General features: G+C 38.2%; 17 protein-coding genes. 8 read left to right on the top strand and 9 right to left on the bottom strand.

Going from position 1 to position 20,371, the window contains the following annotated elements; genetic code table 11:
- Positions 1-31: 31 nt before the first annotated feature.
- Positions 32-610 (bottom strand): phosphoribosylglycinamide formyltransferase, encoded by a 579-nt coding sequence (purN, locus tag QCQ61_RS05010; RefSeq protein ID WP_279449680.1) that lies wholly within the window; start codon positions 608-610, stop codon positions 32-34.
- A 224-nt stretch (positions 611-834) separates the two neighbouring features.
- Here purN and QCQ61_RS05005 point away from each other — a divergent pair, with 224 nt between their 5' ends.
- The 5 genes from QCQ61_RS05005 (at position 835) to pyk (ending at position 5,138) form a co-directional block, all read left to right on the top strand.
- Entirely contained in the window at positions 835-1,068 is a 234-nt protein-coding gene (locus QCQ61_RS05005; RefSeq protein ID WP_014781833.1) for an acyl carrier protein, read from the top strand.
- 10 nt (positions 1,069-1,078) lie between these two features.
- Entirely contained in the window at positions 1,079-2,332 is a 1,254-nt protein-coding gene (gene fabF, locus QCQ61_RS05000) for a beta-ketoacyl-ACP synthase II (protein ID WP_279449679.1), read from the top strand.
- Between the two features lie 8 nt (positions 2,333-2,340).
- Entirely contained in the window at positions 2,341-3,084 is a 744-nt protein-coding gene (gene rnc, locus QCQ61_RS04995; protein WP_279449678.1) for a ribonuclease III, read from the top strand.
- 131 nt (positions 3,085-3,215) lie between these two features.
- The gene (locus QCQ61_RS04990) at positions 3,216-3,707 is read left to right on the top strand and encodes an IPExxxVDY family protein (protein ID WP_279449677.1); all 492 of its coding nucleotides are present in this window, start codon (positions 3,216-3,218) and stop codon (positions 3,705-3,707) included.
- Positions 3,708-5,138 (top strand): pyruvate kinase, encoded by a 1,431-nt coding sequence (gene pyk, locus QCQ61_RS04985; RefSeq protein WP_279449676.1) that lies wholly within the window; start codon positions 3,708-3,710, stop codon positions 5,136-5,138. It begins immediately after the preceding gene.
- Between the two features lie 43 nt (positions 5,139-5,181).
- Here pyk and QCQ61_RS04980 read toward each other — a convergent pair whose 3' ends face one another.
- Together QCQ61_RS04980 and dinB are read right to left on the bottom strand one after the other, a co-directional pair.
- Positions 5,182-5,943 carry an SH3 domain-containing protein gene (locus tag QCQ61_RS04980; RefSeq protein ID WP_279449675.1) on the bottom strand — a complete coding sequence of 254 codons (762 nt, stop codon included), beginning with the start codon at positions 5,941-5,943 and terminating at the stop codon, positions 5,182-5,184.
- Positions 5,944-6,053: 110 nt separating this feature from the next.
- Complete coding sequence (gene dinB / locus QCQ61_RS04975) at positions 6,054-7,157, bottom strand: DNA polymerase IV (RefSeq protein WP_279449674.1); 1,104 nt, start codon at positions 7,155-7,157, stop codon at positions 6,054-6,056.
- Positions 7,158-7,249: 92 nt separating this feature from the next.
- On the opposite strand from dinB, the gene QCQ61_RS04970 reads away from it, so the two are divergent.
- From QCQ61_RS04970 to QCQ61_RS04960, 3 genes are all read left to right on the top strand, one after another.
- Positions 7,250-7,894, top strand: a complete 645-nt coding sequence (locus tag QCQ61_RS04970; protein WP_279449673.1) for an NAD(P)H-binding protein — start codon at positions 7,250-7,252, stop codon at positions 7,892-7,894.
- Positions 7,895-8,007: 113 nt separating this feature from the next.
- A complete protein-coding gene (locus QCQ61_RS04965) occupies positions 8,008-8,487 on the top strand; it encodes a CYTH domain-containing protein (protein WP_279449672.1) in 480 nt (159 codons plus the stop codon).
- On the top strand, positions 8,477-8,971 hold the full coding sequence (locus QCQ61_RS04960; protein WP_279449671.1) for a YciI family protein: 495 nt from the start codon (positions 8,477-8,479) through the stop codon (positions 8,969-8,971). Before QCQ61_RS04965 ends, QCQ61_RS04960 begins: the two co-directional genes overlap by 11 nt.
- Here QCQ61_RS04960 and QCQ61_RS04955 read toward each other — a convergent pair.
- The 6 genes from QCQ61_RS04955 to QCQ61_RS04930 form a co-directional block, all read right to left on the bottom strand.
- On the bottom strand, positions 8,963-9,697 hold the full coding sequence (locus tag QCQ61_RS04955) for a copper homeostasis protein CutC (protein ID WP_279449670.1): 735 nt from the start codon (positions 9,695-9,697) through the stop codon (positions 8,963-8,965). The two genes, QCQ61_RS04960 and QCQ61_RS04955, sit on opposite strands and share 9 nt — an antisense overlap.
- Before the next feature lie 34 nt (positions 9,698-9,731).
- The gene (locus QCQ61_RS04950; RefSeq protein ID WP_279449669.1) at positions 9,732-12,029 is read right to left on the bottom strand and encodes a glycoside hydrolase family 20 protein; all 2,298 of its coding nucleotides are present in this window, start codon (positions 12,027-12,029) and stop codon (positions 9,732-9,734) included.
- 2 nt (positions 12,030-12,031) lie between these two features.
- The gene (locus tag QCQ61_RS04945) at positions 12,032-14,584 is read right to left on the bottom strand and encodes a beta-mannosidase (RefSeq protein ID WP_279449667.1); all 2,553 of its coding nucleotides are present in this window, start codon (positions 14,582-14,584) and stop codon (positions 12,032-12,034) included.
- 102 nt (positions 14,585-14,686) lie between these two features.
- Positions 14,687-16,075, bottom strand: coding sequence for an efflux transporter outer membrane subunit (locus QCQ61_RS04940; protein WP_279449666.1), 1,389 nt, complete (start codon positions 16,073-16,075; stop codon positions 14,687-14,689).
- A 13-nt stretch (positions 16,076-16,088) separates the two neighbouring features.
- Positions 16,089-19,232 carry an efflux RND transporter permease subunit gene (locus QCQ61_RS04935; RefSeq protein ID WP_279449665.1) on the bottom strand — a complete coding sequence of 1,048 codons (3,144 nt, stop codon included), beginning with the start codon at positions 19,230-19,232 and terminating at the stop codon, positions 16,089-16,091.
- Positions 19,233-19,241: 9 nt separating this feature from the next.
- A complete protein-coding gene (locus QCQ61_RS04930; RefSeq protein ID WP_279449664.1) occupies positions 19,242-20,369 on the bottom strand; it encodes an efflux RND transporter periplasmic adaptor subunit in 1,128 nt (375 codons plus the stop codon).
- Positions 20,370-20,371 lie beyond the last annotated feature (2 nt).

Here is a 20,371-nt window from a genome sequence, read left to right as displayed (position 1 = left end):
TTTAATAATAAATAAAGAGGATTTTCAAATTTTACTGAGGCTGTCCACTCAAAACTTCTTCAATTATTTTTGGAAACCATTCGTATTCCAATGTATGTACTTTTTTGGCGACCGTTTCAGGCGTTTCATTTTCTGAAAGCACTACCTTTTTCTGTGAAATAATGGCGCCCTCATCATAATTTTCATTTACATAATGAATGGTTATTCCCGTTTCAACTTCATTGTTTTTAACAACAGATTCGTGTACAAAACTGCCGTACATGCCTTTTCCGCCGTATTTTGGGAGCAGTGCTGGGTGAATGTTAATCACTTTGTTTGGAAATTCTTTTAGAATAATTTCGGGAAATTTCAACAGAAAACCCGCCAACACTATAATGTCTGGCTTAACTTCCTTCAAAATTTTTAAAACGCCGTTTTCAGAAAGCAGTTCTTCATTTGTAAAAGAAGCGGCTTCAACATCAAGCCTTTCGGCACGTTCCAAAACTTTGGCATTCTTCTTGTTTGACAGCACGCGAACGACCTGGGCAACTTGCGATCGTTGAAAGTATTTAATAATGTTCTCGGCATTGGTACCGCTACCCGAGGCAAAAATTACAATTCGTTTCTTCATTTCTGTTTCCAAAGGTTTTTCTCGAAGTAAAAATTAACAAATAAAACACAAAAGTAAGGCAATAGGGTTTTACTTCGCCCAAAAATGTTTAAATTGGTAGGTCAAAAACTACTTGAAAGTGAATAGGTAATAATCATCTCGTTCACATTTTCAACATTAAATGGTGTTTTCAATTAAAATATTTTATTTTTGCCACTTATAATTAAATTTAAAAATCAAGAATTATGTCAGACATTGCATCAAGAGTAAAAGCGATTATCGTAGACAAATTAGGTGTAGACGAAAACGAAGTTGTAAACGAAGCGAGCTTCACTAACGACTTAGGAGCAGACTCCTTAGATACGGTAGAGCTTATCATGGAATTTGAAAAAGAATTTGATATCCAGATTCCAGACGACCAAGCTGAAAACATTGCGACAGTAGGTCAAGCAATTTCCTATATAGAAGCAGCAAAATAAGAATTCTTCTATGGAATTAAAGCGAGTTGTAGTTACAGGCCTTGGTGCCCTTACCCCTATTGGCAACAATATTCAAGAATATTGGGATGGCCTCGTTAACGGGAAAAGTGGCTGTGCGCCAATAACGTATTTTGATGCTGAAAAGTTCAAAACTAAATTCGCTTGCGAATTGAAGAATTTCAACGCAGAAGATCATTTTGATAGGAAAGAAGCCCGTAAATTAGATCGCTTTGCACAATATGCCTTAGTATCTTCGGATGAAGCAATACTAGATGCCGGAATTAACCTTGATGAGGTTGATAAATTTCGCGTAGGGGTAATTTGGGGAGCTGGAATAGGCGGGTTGGAAACTTTTCAAAATGAAGTAATAAACTTTGCAGAAGGGGATGGAACACCACGTTTCAACCCCTTCTTTATTCCAAAAATGATTGCAGACATTGCGCCGGGAAATATTTCTATTAAGCACGGTTTTATGGGGCCAAACTATACAACGGTCTCTGCCTGTGCTTCCTCTGCCAATGCTATGATAGATGCACTAAACTATATACGGTTAGGCCATTGCGACGTTATTGTTACAGGGGGGAGCGAAGCTGCCGTAACTTTGGCGGGCATGGGAGGATTTAATGCTATGCACGCACTATCTACTCGAAACGAAAGCCCTGAAACCGCATCGCGTCCATTTGATGCCACCAGAGATGGTTTTGTTTTAGGTGAAGGAGCAGGCGCACTAATCCTTGAAGAATACGAACACGCCAAAAAACGCGGCGCAAAAATTTACGCCGAAGTAGTTGGCGGGGGTATGAGCAGCGATGCTTACCATATGACGGCCCCACACCCAGACGGAATTGGAGTGGAACGCGTTATGTTAAACACGCTTCGCGATGCCAATATAAGCTCAGACGAAGTAGATACCATAAATACTCACGGAACCTCAACGCCTCTTGGCGATGTTGCCGAGTTAAAAGCTATTGTGAATGTTTTTGGCAAACATGCAAAAGACATCAATATCAATTCTACAAAATCTATGACCGGGCACCTTTTAGGGGCTGCGGGCGCTATTGAAGCAATTGCCTCTATTTTGGCAATGAAACACGGCATTGTTCCACCTACCATTAATCACGCAACGGTAGATGAAAACATTGACTCTTCCTTAAACCTAACCCTCAACAAAGCTCAAAAACGCGACATTAAAGTTGCAATGAGCAATACCTTTGGTTTTGGAGGACATAATGCTTGTGTACTCTTTAAAAAACTTGACGCCTAAATTAATTAATGGCTTCCATTAAAAACATATTTACTTCCCGTACAGAAAAGAACGGGGAATTTTATAATTCCCTAAAAAAAATATTAGGGTTTAGTCCCAAAAATCTTTCCATTTACGAAACGGCTTTTACCCACCGTTCTACCAACGAAAAAAATACCAGCGGACAACCACAAAATTACGAGCGTCTAGAATTTTTAGGCGATGCCATGCTAGGAGCGGTAATTGCCGCACATCTTTTTAAAAAAGTACCAGGCGGAAATGAAGGCTATCTTACCAAAATGCGAAGCAAAGTAGTGAGCCGAGAACACTTAAATGAATTGGCGCGCGATTTAAACCTTATAAAATTTTTAAAAACAACCATTCCCACCCAACAGTTTAGCGGTAATATTTACGGCAATGTTTTTGAAGCCTTAGTGGGCGCCATTTACTTAGATCGCGGATTTAAATATTGCGAAAAATTTATCCAAAAAAGAGTTGTAAAACCTTATGTAGATATTAAAAAACTAGAAGGAAAAGTAATTAGCTACAAAAGCCTCTTTATTGAATGGTGTCAAAAGCACAAAAACCAATTTAACTTCGAAATATACGAAGACAACGGAAAAGACGAATTAAAACATTTTGCCGTTCGTTTAAAACTAGGGGACGAAGTAGTTGCAAAAGCCCGAGCTACTTCAAAAAAGAAAGCCGAAGAACGTGCTGCCAAAAGAGCCTTTTACAAACTTCACATAAAGGTAGATTCAGAAAAACCTTAGTGTTAAAAGTTATATTTCTCTCAAATTTACCATTAGCCTGCCCGTATTTTAGCTAATAGCTGTAAAGTTGCTTATTTTTGTCTGTAGGTAATTTACAACTACTGCATCTACTTCAAGAACCCTAAAAATTAATGGCGAATTACAAATTACTTTTTGACGAAGATTTTGAAGAACCCTTTGAGCTCATTGCCATTCATTGTAGTGAAGAAGATTATAAATTGGCATATTTAATGAACCGTAACCTCAACATGAGGTTAAAACGAAGTAAGACAGATCTCGATTTTTCAAGCAATGGGTTGTTAATTACATTTCCGCTATACGAATTTGAAGACGTACACAAATACACTCACTTCTATTTGGTAGCTAACAAATGCAAGTCGGTCGAAGCAGGTTTACAAAGTTCGGATGGTTTATTTGCCGAAATGCTTTCGGAAAAATCCCGAACCCACTACCTTCTTCCTGAATATAAAAAAGTAGATTATTTTCTAAAAATTTTTTCAGATTTTGAAACAGAATCGCTGCACAAAATCATTTCAGAAATTAACGATATAAAACAAGTTATTTCTGCCTATTCGGTAGCAATAGACAATATAAAATCTAAGAACAATTTAATTTTCGATTAAATGTCAAATCAAAAAAGAACAAAAATAGTCGCCACACTTGGCCCGTCCACTTCCTCCAGAGAAATTCTTAAATATATGATTTTGGAAGGCGTAGATGTATTTAGGGTAAACTTTTCGCACGCAAATTACGATACTGTAAAAGAGAACATAAAAACAATCCGCGAACTCTCAGAAGAGTTAGATACCCACGTAGCCATCTTAGGAGATTTGCAAGGTCCCAAATTGCGCGTGGGAATGATGAAAGAAGAAGTGGTTGTTCAGCCCGGCGACGAGCTTTTCTTTTGCACGGGCGATGAATTTGAAGGCAATAGAAAGCGGGTTTATATGAATTACGATAAGTTTCCGCACGATGTTAACCCAGGCGAACGCGTGCTTTTAGACGACGGCAAACTTATTTTTGAAATATTGGAAACCAACCGAATAGACCAAGTAAAAGCAATGGTTGTACAAGGTGGCCCACTTCGTTCCAAAAAAGGGGTAAACCTTCCCAATACAAATATTTCGCTTCCCGCGCTTACCGCCAAAGACAAGGAAGACGCCATATTTGCCATCGAGCAAAAAGTAGATTGGATGGCACTTTCCTTCGTGCGCCATGCCGAAGATCTAAAGGAATTACAGGCGCTGATTGAAGCACATTGCGAATATAAAATACCAATCATTGCCAAAATTGAAAAACCCGAAGCAGTAGCAAATATAGATAAGATTGTTGCTTATTGCGACGGCCTCATGGTAGCCCGTGGCGATCTGGGCGTAGAAGTTCCAGCCGAAGAGGTGCCATTAATCCAAAAAGAGTTGGTACTAACAGCAAAAAGAGCACGAATACCTGTAATCATCGCCACACAAATGATGGAAACAATGATAACTTCGCTAACGCCAACCCGTGCCGAAGTGAACGACGTGGCAAACAGCGTTATGGACGGCGCCGATGCCGTGATGCTTTCCGGTGAAACTTCCGTGGGTAATTATCCCGTTGCCGTGATAAAAACAATGGCAAAAATCCTAAAAAGCGTAGAAAATTCTGAATTGATCCGCGTGCCCCAAGAGCCACCACAAATTAAAACGAACCGCTACATTACAAAATCTATCTGCTATCACGCCGCACATATGGCAAACGAGATTGAAGCGCAAGCCATTTGCACGCTAACCAATAGTGGCTACACAGCTTTCCAGATTTCGGCTTGGCGGCCCTCAGCCTTTATCCTCGCCTTTACCAGCAACAAGCGCATTTTGGCCCGCTTAAATTTATTATGGGGCGTAAAAGCCTTCTATTACGATAGATATGTAAGTACAGACGAAACCGTGGAAGACGTAAACCGCATAGCTTTTGAAAGTGGTTTTGTGCATAAGGGCGATTTTTTAATCAATCTCGCGGCTATGCCTATTGTTGACAAAGGAATGGTGAATACGCTACGTGTGTCGCAGGTGAAATAACCTAACATTGACAAAGTTTAAAACTTTGTCAATGTTGAAAAGGTCAATCCACCACCTCTACCTTTTCCAGTTTCATCCCCTCCGCTTCCTTGGTAATGGTTATCGTATAGCCAAAACCCGTTGTTTTGTAGTTATACACTATTTTCTGTAAATCGTTATTATTTCGAGTAATCTGTAGTTCGCTTACAAAATCAGTTTTCTTTTTGTTGCCGTTTTGTTGGGTTTCGTTATTGGAGCCTTTTGGATTGGGAAATGCAAACACCTTCGGGATATTGAAAAGTTGTTGCGCCGTAAAAAATGCCTCGTGCCATTTATCAGTTGGAAGTAATAAGGTTTCAGTCTTTGTAGGCTTGCTCGCCGTTCCGCCCGTAGCTTCGGAATAGCTTACCTTCGGAAAATCCTTTTTCAATTCTTCGGCATAATGCTCTGCCGAAGCATTTTCCCCAGGAGGAAAAAACTTCGACAGAAAACCGTTAAATGCAAACCCTTTTTGGTTGTTGAATTCCACCTTGTCCATTGCACCGTCAATTCCGCCCACATTCATCGTAGTTTTTCCTTCGGCATTAATAATTTTCACTTTTGTGCCTAAAGGCATCACTGCAAGTTTCGCACTTTGCAAGTTTGGAAATTCGCGCAAGGTCAATCCGCTAACGGCTGTAACGTACATTGCATCGGGAGCGGTTTCTGCAGGAATGGAATCTGCAGCAACAGTTTGCGCTTCGTCAGTGGTTTTGGCGTCGTTTTTACAGGAAAAAAGAAAAGTAAAACACGCAAGGGCAAGGACAGAAAAAGCTACAGTCTTCATAAATTTAGAGTTTTAAATTAGTTTAAAGATAAGTAGCTTTATATCATATTTAAAATTTTTACTGTTTTCCTCCCCTTTTTTTCAAGGGAAGTGCCGAAGCCGGAGGGCCTTTAAAATTCAAGTTTCAATTGTACGTCTATGGACTCTTTCAAAATGTCCGTTTTCACAGATTTTTCATTGTTTAGGTGTGAAATTGAAATTCCCAACAACCGTACCGATTCCTTCATTTTTTCCTGAAATAACAATTCTTTAACCACAGTCATTATAGGTTGCTTTAAAGAAATAAATTCAGCAAGCGTTCTACTGCGGGTTTGAATGGTAAAATCGCGATACTTAATTTTTAAGGTTACGGTTTTGCCCGCTAGTTTTTTTGCAGAAAGTCTGTTTTCAACTTCGGTGGCAATTTCCTCCAGCCGTTCCAGCATAAAAATTTCCGAAGAAATATTCTCAGAAAAGGTATGCTCCGCCGCCAAAGATTTTTGCGTACGTGTTGGTTTTACTTTGCTGTTATGTATTCCGCGCACAACGTTATAATAAAAACCACCGCTCTTCCCGAAGTGATCCTCTAAAAATTCAAGTGATTTTCCCTTCAAATCCTTCCCCGTAAAAATGCCCAAACGGTACATTTTTTCCTTTGTCACTTTTCCAACGCCGTAAAACTTTTTTACATCCAACGTTTCCAAAAAAGGTTCCACTTCCTCGGGACCAATTGTTTTTTGTCCGTTGGGTTTATTGATGTCGCTGGCTATTTTCGCCACAAATTTATTTACCGAAATTCCGGCAGAGGCATTTAAACCGGTAACTTCTTTTATTCTATTGCGAATTTCTTGAGCAATCATTGAAGCGCTGGGATTGCCAATTTTGTTTACGGTAACGTCCAGATAAGCTTCATCCAACGAAAGCGGTTCTACCAAATCTGTATATTCAAGAAAAATTTTTCGAATCTGTTTAGAAACTTCTCGATATCTATCAAAATTAGTTCTAACAAATATTAAATCGGGACAAAGTTTTCGCGCCATTGCGCCACTCATGGCACTCCGCACTCCAAATTTCCTAGCTTCGTAACTTGCTGCCGCCACTACACCACGGACAGAACTTCCGCCAACTGCCAAGGGTTTTCCGCGCAAATCGGGATTATCCAACTGCTCTACAGAGGCGTAAAATGCGTCCATGTCTATGTGTATTATTTTACGGATGGGAAGCATTTCTTGCATAGCGTAAATTTAATACCTTTAAAGAGACTAAAACCTAACAGATTTTAAAATTTCCTGCAAGGTTTTCAAAACCTTGTAGGTATATTTAGACTATGAAAACAGCAATCATTCTCGGCGCCACGGGATTAACGGGCGGCATATTATTGGAAAAGCTATTAAAAGATGCTTCCTTTGAAAAAATAAAGTTATTCTCCCGCAGTTCGGCAAAAAAGCATTCGCCTAAAATTGAAGAGCATTTAATAGATATGTTTCAATTGGAAGATTATTCCGAAGCCTTTAAAGCCGATGTGGCTTTTTGCTGTATTGGAACAACAAAAGCTAAAACTCCCGACAAAGAAATTTATAAAAAGATAGATTATGGTATTCCCGTTACGGCTGCAAAACTTGCCAAAAACAACGGAATTAAGACTTTTATTGTAATCTCAGCACTCGGTGCAGATGAAAATAGCAGTGTTTTTTACAACAAAACGAAAGGCCAAATGGAACGCGATGTTTTAGCGGAGAATATTGAAAACACTTATATTCTACAACCTTCGCTTATTGTGGGCGACCGTGATGAAAATCGTTTAGGTGAAAAAGTAGCGACTTTTTTTATGAAGTCTTTCGGCTTTTTAATTCCGAAAAAATACAAAATGATTAAAGCCGAAACTATTGCGGAAGCCATGCTGATTTTGGCAAAAAAAGAATATTCTGAAAAAATTATTACTTCGGAAAAAATTAGGGAAATTGGAAAATAGACCTTCTTTCTGCAAGGTGTTCCCGCCGCGGCTGGCTCCTTGTAGGTAAATACAATAAATACGCTTAATAGACCTACAAGGTTTTGAAAACCTTGCAGGATAATAAACAAAACATGCAAGAAATAGAACGTAAATTTTTGGTCACTTCCGAAGCTTTTAAAAACGAAGCACACAAACGCACACGCCTTGTTCAGGGGTTTTTAAATACCCATCGGGAACGTACCGTGCGCATCCGTATTCAAGGAAATGATGGATTTATAACTATTAAAGGGAAATCTAACAAATCTGGGCTTACGCGTTTTGAGTGGGAAAAACAGATTTCACAGGCAGAAGCTGAAGAATTGCTTCTTTTATGTGAACCAGGCATTATTGAAAAAACCCGTTATGAAATTTCAATAGACAACCATACTTTTGAAGTAGATGATTTTATTGGTGAAAATGCCGGGCTAATCATCGCTGAAATAGAACTCGATTCTGAAAACGAACCCTTTTCAAAACCTGAATGGTTGGGAATGGAAGTAACGGGCGAGGTAAAATATTACAATTCAAATTTGAGTAAAAACCCCTTTAAGAACTGGAAAAATGAAAGCTAAATTACTTGTTGCAATTTTAGGAATTACATTTTTAAGTTGTGAAACCAAAATTGAAAAGGAATATATCTCCGAACCCTGCCCAGAGGAAGTAAAAATTCCAATGTCGCAGCTAAAAGAGGAACTTACTCAAAAAGGCTTTCAAACTTTTGATTACGTTGATGAAAAATCTGGCGACACCATTTTAATGCAACAATATTTTATTGCATTTCTAAAAAAAGGGCCCGCTCGTTCCCAAACCAAAGAGGAAGCGGACAGCCTACAAACATTGCATTTGGCACATTTGGGACGGATGTACGAAGAAGGTTTTGCAGATATTTCAGGCCCTTTTGGCGATGAAGGCGATATACGTGGAATTACCATTTACAACGTTCCTACCCAAAAAATGGCAGACAGTCTTGCAAATATGGACCCTATGGTTAAAGCTGGCAGGCTTTCAATTGAAATCCATCCTTGGTGGGCTGCCAAAGGTTTTCCGTTACGTTAATAATTCTTTAATTTTTTGAATGGTTTCTATATTTGAAGTGCTGACAATTCCTTCTTCAAAAAATGTTTTACTGTGCATGGAAACTTTCGGTTTCTGTTGGAGTGTTTGTTTTTTTGTTGTTGCTGAAAAGTGAATGCTTTTAAACCCAGCTTCTTTAAATTTCAAGGCATTTTCAAGATTAATTCCGCCGCCTGGCATAATTTCCAGTTTACCTTTTGAAAGATTTTGAAGTTTCTTTAACAATAAAATTCCCTCAATTGCTCTAGGTTTTTGTCCCGAGGAAAGTAATCTGTTTACTCTTAGATCAATCAATTTTTGAAATTCTTCTATCGGATTTTCAACCCAGTCAAAAGCACGGTGAAAAGTAAAGTCCATTTCTTCGGAAGCAGCAATCAATTGCTTCGTTTTTTCAAAATAAATTTTGTTTTCCGAAGTTAAAAATCCGCTTACAATTCCTGCACAACCTAATTTTTTACAAAATGCAATATCGTGCAACATAACATCAAATTCTTCTTCGGAATAGGTAAAGTTTCCACTTCGCGGACGGATTAAAACGTGGGTTGGAATAGTTAATTCCGAAACTACTTTTTCAATTAGTCCGTGGCTTGGCGTGAGGCCGCCAACGGAAAGCTCGGTGCAAAGTTCCATTCGGTTTGCTCCTGCAAGTTGTGCATTTTGGGCACTTTGGAAGCTATTCGCGCAGATTTCAATTTGTGTATAACTCAACTTTGACAAAGTTTAAAACTTTGTCAAAGTTATATCATTCAATTATTATTTCGTCAATAAACGTCCACGCTTTGTGTCCTGCACCTTGCAAACCGTCTGGAATCATACCATAATTGAGGATTTTCAGTTTTATATATCTGGTCTTTAAACCCCCTTTCTCGGCCAAATTAACCGCGACATCAATTAAGTTATCGTTTTCCGCATTTATATTTTTAGTGAAGGAAATTATTTCACCTTTTACATTTTTGCAGAAAATGGAAAGCTCTTTGGGTGAATATATCCAAACTCCGGGCGAATTGAAAAATCGAGTTTTTAGGGAACGTACTTCCGTTTCCTTTCCCAAATCGATTGTAATTTCTAAATCATCACCCCAAAAACCCAACCACTCTTTGTCGCCATAGCGTTTGTCGCTACCAGAAATTCCGTTGATTAATGCTTCCTTTCCGCCGGCTGCATACGCAGGATTTGGCGCTAAGTTGAGTTCAATTTTTCCTAAAATCCCTTTATGATATTTTATTTCTTCGGAAAAATCACGCCCTAGTTTTTCGTCATTCTTAAAAACATTAGCCGTAATCTTGGAATCCCTTTCAATTAAAATTGGCTCTGAGTAAAGTTTCGTTTTAGAGTTATTTATCGAATAATGAATATCCTTTCCTTTGGTGGGCGTGGATAACTCGTAAAATACTTTGTTTTCCACTTTTATAATTTTGCCGTCAATTTCATATAAATAATTGGCGTAATTAATATTTAAAGCATCCAAACGCTTCATAAAATCTTCAACTCGCGAAAAGAAATCGGGATAATCTTTTTCGAAATCTTTTGAAGGTCCATTCCAAACAACCTCACTCATAGCAAGCGCTCTCGGAAAAACCATATATTCTACCTGCTTTTCCGTTGGAATGTATTCCGTCCACACATTGGCTTGTGCGCCAAGAATGTATTTTGCTTCTTCGACATCTAATTCGTGAGGAATTGGATTAAAGGAATACACCTTTTTCAACGGTAGGAATCCGCCAATTGCCGTGGGTTCATCTAAATTTTCACTTTGGTAATAATCAAAATAGCAATGCGACACCGGGGTCATAATTACATCGTGTTTTTGCTTTGCGGCGTCAATTCCGCCTTGCATGCCGCGCCACGACATTACAGTGGCGTTTGGCGCGAGGCCACCCTCCAAAATTTCGTCCCAACCAATTATTTTTTTGCCTTTGCTATTTACAAATTCTTCAATTCTATGAATAAAATAACTCTGCAACCCGTGTTCATTTTTTAAATTTTTATCCTTTATCAATTGTTGGCAATGTGCACAATTTTTCCAACGCAATTTTGGCGCTTCGTCGCCACCAATGTGAATATATTCGCCCGGAAATAATGGCATAACTTCGTTTAAAACATTTTCCAAAAAAGTAAATGTTTCTTCTTTTGGGCAAAAAATATCTTCAAAAACACCCCAAGTTGTCGCCACGGGAATCTGTTTCCCAGTGCAGCCCAATTCGGGGTACGAACTAATGGCAGCCTGCGCGTGCCCAGGCATTTCTATTTCAGGAATTATAGTTACGTTTTGCGTCGCAGCAAATGCAACTACCTCTTTAATGTCTTCTTGGGTGTAAAAACCGCCGTAACGTTTACCGTCGTACAATTCTGGTTTATCTTCGTAATGCCCTATTCGCGTTTCATTTCTAAACGCCCCTTTTGCCGTGAGTTCGGGATATTTTTTAATTTCAATTCGCCATCCTTGGTCGTCCGTCAAATGCCAATGGAAAGTGTTCATCTTTAGCATGGCCAGATTTGCGATGTATTTTTTTACAAATTCCTTATCGAAAAAATGTCGTGAAACATCTAAATGCATCCCGCGATAAGCAAATTTCGGAAAATCCGTAATCGTTAACTGCGGAATTAAAAACGTTGCACTTTCAACTCCTCCTTCGGGGGCAAGAGGGACTTCGAGCCCTATTGGAAGTAATTGCCGCAACGTTTGTATTGCATAAAAAGCGCCACTCGCATCGCTAACTTTAATGTGAATTTTTGAATTTGAAATATCTAAAAAATAACCCTCGGAAGGTTGCGAAGTGTCTTTCTCAATAATAATGTTGGCGTCTTCTTTTGAAGTATTTTGAAGCTTAAATCCAGCACCATTTTTAAGAAATTCGTTTAAGAAGTTACTCGCAATTTCAAATTCAGGAGCAGTGAATAAACTTGTGTTTTTATCGAGGGTAAAATTACCATCTCGCAAGGTTAATTGTTGCGGTTTTGGAATTAAAACTACATCGGGATTTTGCGAAAAAACGCTAAATGAAAATAATGTGAGAATTAGAGTATAAATAGTTCGCATAGCTAGGGAAAAAGTTGATTTAAGGTTTTTAACTTCAATTTTGGTGGGGTTTTACTTTCGGTTGAAAAAAGAATTGTTTTGGGTTCATTCGGCAACAAATCGAAGAAATTATCATCAAATTTTCCCTTTTCATCTGCCTCTAAAAATACATTCTTTTGAAGTGTTTTTGATACAAGGGTTACGGAAAAACACAAATTATTGTCTGTTCGAGCGCAGTCGAGAACTTTGGAGTTTGATGGTAATGATAGGTCTCGACTGCGCTCGACCGAACAGCATACTTCAATTTCGATTTCCTCTTTTTTAAGCTTTAAATCTTTCGGTTTTACAAAATAATTTAAATATTCACTTTTCCCGAAATTGATTTTTAAAACGCTAAAATCTCTATCAAATTTTAAAGTTTCCAACGGAAGGGAATAGACAATTTTACTACTGTTTTCGGGGCTTTCAATCGCAAGTTGTTTTTTGTGAATTACTTCTCCATCAAAATTCAATAACTTTAAAACTAAAGAATCTTTAATGGTTTTAAAACTATCATTTACTACAAAAATATTAAGCGTATCCTTTTTTTCTTCAGTAGAAATCAAAACGTTTTCAAAGGCTTTCTTGGCTTTATAATGCAGTGCTTTCCAATTGCCCAAATAATCAATGCTGGACCACGAAATAGCCGGCCAACAGTCGTTCAATTGCCAATAAAGCGTGCCCATGTTATATGGTTTTGCACGACGGTGGGCGTGAATTCCCATCGTAATTCCACGGGCTTGCAAAAGCTGACTTACATACATATAATCTTCGGCATTTTGCGGCACTGGAAAGTCGCGCGCCATATATTCTTCAATAATCTTAAAACCTCTGACGTGTTTTTGATGGTTTGCAAAAAGCGGATCGTTTTTAAAAACAGAATCTCTTCCGGTGGCATATTTTACAGTTTCAGGACTGGGAAACGATTGAAAGCCAAATTCGCTCATAAAACGCGGAACTTTCTTTTCAAAATGTTCAAAGGGGTAACCGTCATGCCATACCCACCAATCGTGGGCATCGCCTTGAAATTGGTAGCGTTTGTCGCCTCGACCAAATTTTGGCGAACTTTCCCAATAACTGATTTTTGGGCTTAAACTATCTACAACGCGCGGTAAAATGTGGTTGAAGAGGGCGTAATAACTATCCCAAATTTCTTGTTTTTGGGCTTCGGTTTTTCCTTCCTGCCAACCCCAACGATGCCAGCCCTCGTTATTTTCGTTATTGCCGCACCAAAGCGCGATGCTCGGATGGTTCCGCAAACGCTTTACATTTTCAATTGCTTCTTGTTTGGCGTTTTCCAGAAATTCGGCATCGCCGGGATACATGGCGCAGGCGAACATAAAATCTTGCCAAATAAGGATTCCTTTTTCGTCACATAAATTGTAGAAATAATCATCTTCATAAATTCCACCACCCCAAATGCGAAGCATATTCATATTTGCCGAAACCGCATCACCAATCAATTGCGTGTATTTTTCTCGATCTATTTTTGCGTCCAACATTTGTTGCGGAACGTAGTTGGCACCTTTCATATAAACAGGTTTTCCATTCAATTTAAAATAAAAACTTTCGCCAATGGAATCTTTTTCAGTAACTAATTCAATGGTGCGAATGCCAAGATTTTTTGAATAAGTTTCCAAGACATTCTTATTGTGAAGCAATTCAATTTCAATATCGTACAAAAACGAATCGCCCAAATTGTGCGTCCACCAAAGTTTCGGATTTTTAATGCTGAAAGGCATTTGAAATTCGCTTTCTCCCGCTTTGGTTTTAAAGGTTGAAGAAATGGTTTCCGAGGTATTTTTATTGGTAATTCTAAGAGTGATTTCTACCGCTTTTAAAGTTTCAATTTCAAACTTCGCAACAATTTCAGCAAGAGAATCCGAAATAGATTTTGTTTGAAGAAAGACATCTTTTAGCCGTGCAATATCATAACTTTCTAATGAAACATTTCGCCAAATGCCCATAGTTTTTATAGTGGGTGCCCAATCCCATCCGTACTGATATTGCGGCTTTCGAGTAAAAACGCGATTACCTTCGGGAAGTTTGTAATTCAGTTTTTTAGCTTCAGCTTTTTCGATGGAATCTGGACTTTTAAAATCTACCAAAAGTTTGTTTTTGGCTTTTAAAGCATCGCTTACATCTACCTCCCAACTGCGGAAAGCGTTGTTTGTGGAAAGGATTAGACTATCATTGAGAAATACTTCGGCATACGTATCCAATCCTTCAAATTTCAAAAAATGCTTTGTTCTTTTTAAGATTTCTTCAGAAACGGAAAATTGCTTTTTATACTGCCAATTTTTAGAAGAAACCCATTGAATGGAGTCTTCGTTATTTTTTAGAAACGGATCGGGAATTTCACCTAAACGCAATAAATCTGCTTGTACCGTTCCGGGAACATTTGCGGGTTGCCACTTAATTTTTTCAACTTCTGAAAACTGCCAATCTTCATGGAGCAAAAGTATTTTATTGGGCTTTTCTTCACAGGAAAGGAAAGTGAAAATAATTATGAAGAAAGTGTAGTAATGTTTTCCCATTGCACTAAAGTAGCAGTTTTCGGTATAACACATAAAAAAATCTGCCTTGAAAAATTTCAAGACAGATTTTCTACTATCAACAATAAAAAAACTATGAAAAATCTATTGCCAGCCGCCGCCCAAAGCTTCGTATAAATCTACAATGGATTGCAGTTGACTATTTTTTGCGTTAATTAAATTTAAACTAGAATTTAAGGCGTTTTCCTGCGCTGTTAAAACTTCCAAATAATTTGCGAAACCGTTATCTAAAAGCTCTTCTGAATATCCGGTGGCTAAGGTATACGCCTCGTATTCCTTTTGCTTTACCGCAATTTTCTCAGTGGCTGCTTGGTAACTGTACAGTGCGTCAGAAACTTCTTTACTGGCATTTATAATTGCATATCTAAAATCTAAATAAGCCTGTTCCTGCTTCGCTTGCGAAACTTCGTATTGGGTACGAATCTGACGCTTGTTAAAAATAGGCTGCGTTAACCCGCCAATAATTGTGGCAAATAGTGAATTGGCATTAAATAGATTGTCAATTTCTATATTCTGAAGTCCGCCGGTAGCAGAAAGCGTTAAGGACGGATAAAAACCAGCTCGCGCTACATTAGTAAGTTCAAAAGCATTTATTAAATTGTATTCCGCGGCGATTACATCTGGTCTATTTCGAAGTAATTGAGAGGGAATTCCGGTTTTTAAAGAAACGTCTAATGTTTGGTTTTCCAAACTGCTGCGTTCAACCATTCTCGGTGCGCTTCCCATTAAAATTGATAATGTATTTTCCAGCAACCGCGCTTGGTTTTTTAAATCGATTAAAATACCCTGCGCCGTGTATAATTGCGCTTCGGTTTGCTTCACGCCCACTTCGGTAACATTTCCCGCTTCTTTTAGAGCTTGGGTAGTTTCTAATCCTTTAGAGCGTGTTTCAATTGTTTCTTCGGTTATACGAATTTGCTCATCCAAGGCCAATAATTGATAATAAACTGAGGCAATATTGCCAATCAACCTACTTTTAACGGCTTGGTGCGCGGCCACTGTTTGTAAATATGAAGCATCTGAAGCGCGTTTTGTACTTCTAATTTTTCCCCAAATATCGGCTTCCCATGAAAGGCCTGCGCTTAATTCGTATTGGCCAATAGATGAAACATTGCCAAATTGATTGGTTGCTGGCAATTCCTGATGGGTGTATTTTGCATTTCCGTTTATGGAAGGTAAATAACCGGCTTTGCCCTGTTTTACATACGCCTCGGCAATTCGTATTTGCTGCAGCGCCACGCGAATATCCATATTGTTTTGTAATCCTTCCTCAATATAATTTTGAAGTATTGGGTCTGTAAACAACTCCTTCCATGAAAGTGTGGCAATGGTGAGTGTATCTTGCGACAATTGGTCCGTGCGGTAGTTTTGAGCTTCTACTATCGTTTCGGGTCTTTTGTAATCTTTGGCAACAAAACAAGATTGTAATGTTAAAAACGCCAGCGCGATTACAGCTCCTTTTATAAATTTCATAATCTGATTTCTTTTATTTTTCATCTTGAATCTCTACTTCAAAAGTGTCTGGGGTTTTATTCATTTTATCTTGAATCCATTGGAAGAAAATGTAAAGGATAGGAATAACAAATACTCCAAAAATGGTTCCTATTAATAATCCTCCAACGGCTCCGGTACCAATTGCATTGTTTCCACGAGCACCGATACCTGAGGCAAATACAAGTGGTAAAAGACCCACGATAAAAGCAAAAGACGTCATTAAAATTGGGCGAAGTCTTGCTTTGGCACCTTCAAAAGCTGAATTCATTCTAGAGAGTCCTGTTCTGCGTCTTTGAAGGGCAAATTCTACAATAAGAATAGCGTTTTTGGCGAGTAGCCCAATGAGCATTATCAACGCGATTTGGAAGTAAACATTATTTTCCAATCCCGCAAATTTAGTAACAATATAGGCTCCAAAAACCCCAACTGGCACAGAGAATATTACTGAAAATGGAATTAAGAAACTTTCGTATTGCGCCGCTAGGATAAAGTACACAAATAGTAAAACCAAAATAAAAATAAAGGTGGTTTGACTCCCGGATGATATTTCTTCACGCGTAAGTCCTGAAAATGCCACGGTGTATTCTTGAGGTAAGTTTTTACTAACTTCCTGCACTGCTTTAATAGCATCTCCCGAAGAATATCCTGGTGCTGCTGCACCGTTTACGCTTGCAGAGTTAAACAAGTTAAATCTGGTTACCGATTGGGGCCCGTAAACTCTTTTTAAAGAAATGAATTCGGTAATAGGAGCCATTTCGCCCATAGCGTTACGAACAAACATTTGATTTAAACTTTCAACAGAAGTTCTATCTTCTGGCAATGCTTGTACAAAAACACGGTATTGTTTTCCGTATCGAGAAAAGTCTGCTGCGTAAATACTTCCTATATAGCCTTGCAAGGTTGTAAGAATGGAACTTACACTTATTCCGGCTTCTTTTGTTTTAGTAATATCTACATCTATTTCGTATTGGGGATAATCGGTATTAAATGAAGACTGGGCATACATAATTTCCGGCCGTTGCATTAATTCTTGCAGATAGGTTTGGGTTGCCGCACTCAGGTCGTTAAAGCTACCGCCCGTTCTATCTAAAACTTTCATCTCGAACCCTGAAGATATTCCAAATCCTGGAACACTTGGAGGTTGGAAAAATAAAATTTTTGCGTCCGGAATACTTGCAGCAATTCCGAATAGTTGGCCGGTAATAGCTTCTACCGATTTACTATCCTCTTTTCTTTCAGACCAATTATCTAATTTAATAAACCCAATACCGTAGTTACTTCCCGAACCACTTATAATACTAAAACCATTTACTAACGAAATATCTCTAATTCCGGGAACATTCTTAATTTTTTCTTGTAATTCTTTAGTTACTCCAACAGTTCGGTCTAATGAAGCACCAGCTGGAAGCTCAATATTCGCAAAAATAAGTCCTCTATCTTCGTCTGGAACAAAGCCTGTGGGCGTAGTATTGGAGGCCCAAACAATTCCGACTACACATAAAATAAGGAAAGCACCACTAATCCATTTGTGTTTATATAAAAAACCTAATGATCTAACGTATTTATTAGTTGTTACTGTAAATGCAGTATTGAATTTACTGAAAAAACGACCTAATAAATTTTTCTTTTTAACTTCTTCATCGTGGGTTTTTAGAAAAATAGCACACAATGCCGGACTCAGTGTTAACGCGTTTACCGCAGAAATTATAATTGCCACAATAAGAGTAACGCCAAATTGTTCGTAAAATACACCTGTTGGTCCGGTAATAAAAGTTACAGGTATAAACACAGCCGCCATAACCAAAGTAATTGATATAATAGCGCCCGTAATATCATCCATTGCCGAATGCGTTGCTTTTAGTGCAGATTGGGCCCCTTCTTCAAGTTTAGCATGTACCGCCTCTACAACTACAATTGCATCATCTACTACAATACCAATTGCTAAAACAAGTGCAAACAGTGTAAGTAGATTGATTGAGTAACCAAACAAATTGAGAAAAAAGAAAGTTCCAATAATAGATACAGGAACTGCAATTGCAGGAATTAATGTAGAACGAAAATCCTGTAAGAAGATAAACACTACTAAAAACACTAATAAAAATGCTTCAATTAATGTGGTAATTACTTTACTTATCGAAGCTTCTAGAAACTCATTAGAATCGAAGTTTACAATATATTTTACTCCTTTTGGAAAATCTTTTTCCATTACTTTGAACTTCTCATGAACTGTACGGATAATTTCTTGAGCATTAGATCCTGCTGTTTGATAAATTGCCATACTAACGCCTGGGTTTCCATTTGTAAATGAAATGGAGCCATAGTTTTGTGCATCTAATTCTACATCGGCTACATCTTTTAGGGTAAGAAACTTACCACTGCCCAATGATTTAATTACGATATCTTCATATTGTGAAGCTTCTTTATATCTACCACTGTAAGTTAAAACGTATTCAAAAGATTCTGCATTATTTTGTCCTAAGGAACCAGCTGCAGCCTCTCTACTCTGTTCACGGATAGCTGCAGTAATATCTGCAGGTTCTAGGTTGTATGCAGCTAATTTCTCTGGTTTTAACCATATACGCATTGCGTAATCTTTACCACCAAATACATTAACACCACCAACTCCATTAATTCTTTTTAGTTCTGGAAGAACATTAATGTTTAGATAGTTTTGAATATAAGTGCCGTCGTAATTTTCATTTTCCGAATATACTGTAAGGAACATTAAGGCACTCGTTTGTTGTTTTTGAGTTATTACGCCAGATTGCGTTACTTCTGATGGCAATAATGAACTTGCGCGAGCCACACGGTTTTGAACGTTAACTGCTGCAATATCCGGATCTACATCCTGATCAAAAAACACATTAATGCTAGCGCTACCATTGTTACTTGCGGTAGAAGTAATGTAGGTCATTCCTTCTACTCCATTAATTTGTTCTTCAATAGGAACAATTACACTTTCAAGAACAGTTGCCGCATTAGCCCCAGGATAATTTGCAGAAACCTGTACCGTTGGTGGAGCTATTTCTGGATATTGGGTGGTGGGCAGAGTTGTAATACCTAAAACCCCCAATATTAATATTATAATGGAAACGACACTCGATAAAACGGGTCTTTCTATAAACTTCTTTATCATGGTCTTTTATTATTTAAATACTTTTTCTAATCCTTGTGCAATACTATCAAAGCTAGCTGACTGAGCAACAATAGGAGTTTTATCTCGTAGTTTTCCAACTCCTTTCGCAACAATTTTATCGCCTGGCGCTATGCCTTCTTTTACTATTACCATGTTATCTACACGGTCTATTACCTGAATAGCGCTAGTTGTTGCAAGAGTATCGCCTTGTACTTTATACACATACGTTATTCCTTGTCTTTCATACGTAGCGGAGGCAGGTACAACCGTTGCGTTTTCATAGGTATTTGGAAGTTGTATTATTCCACTATAACCACTTGACAGAATTCTATTTGGGTTGTCAAAAACTGCTCTAAAAGACACTGTACCGGTAGATGGATTTACCTGCGAGTTTATAGTTTCTATAGTTCCCTCTTTATCATAAAGACTTCCATTGGCTAGTACTAACCGCACTTTCGGAAGATTTTTAATTTTTTCCTCTAAGGTGCTACCTTCGTTCTTTTCAATAAAATCTAAATACGCTTTTTCATTTAGTGAAAAGAAAGCATATATCTTTTCAATATTAGCAACCGTTGTTAAAGGCATTTGAGAGGTTGGGCTAATTAAAGCACCCTCCCTAAAAGGTATAGCCCCAACATAGCCATCAACAGGACTTTTTATTGTGGCGTACCCTATGTTTGCAGCAATAGCGTTATACCCGCTTTGGGCTTGGGCCAATTTTGCCTTCGCCGTTTCTAATTGTACACCGCTAATTATATTTTTTTCAACGAGTGGTTTTAGTTTATTAACCTCCACCTGTGCGGCATTCACATTAGCTTTGGCAGCAGCCGCATCTTGACTCAATGCCTGGGTTTCTAACCTAAAAAGTGTTTGCCCTTTTTTTACTTTTTCTCCTTCGTCCACCAAAACCTGTGTAATATAACCGGAAGTTTTTGCGCGAACTTCACTATTAATTATACCCTCTAAACTGGTTGGGTAAGTAGCATAAGCGGTAACCGTTTTTGTAGGTACGGTAACTACCGGAAATGGTAACGCTTGTGGAGCTTGTTGTCCCGTTTTTTCTTCGCCACAGGAAGTAAGCATAAATAAAATCCCTAAAGCAATGGGAAATAAATAAAGTTGATTTATCTTTTTCATTG

It is taken from the genome of Aequorivita marisscotiae (assembly GCF_029814825.1).
In the GTDB taxonomy this organism is placed as follows: Bacteria; Bacteroidota; Bacteroidia; order Flavobacteriales; family Flavobacteriaceae; genus Aequorivita; species Aequorivita marisscotiae.
Note: the sequence above shows the minus strand (reverse complement) of the source record. Positions and strands in the feature narration are given on the sequence as shown.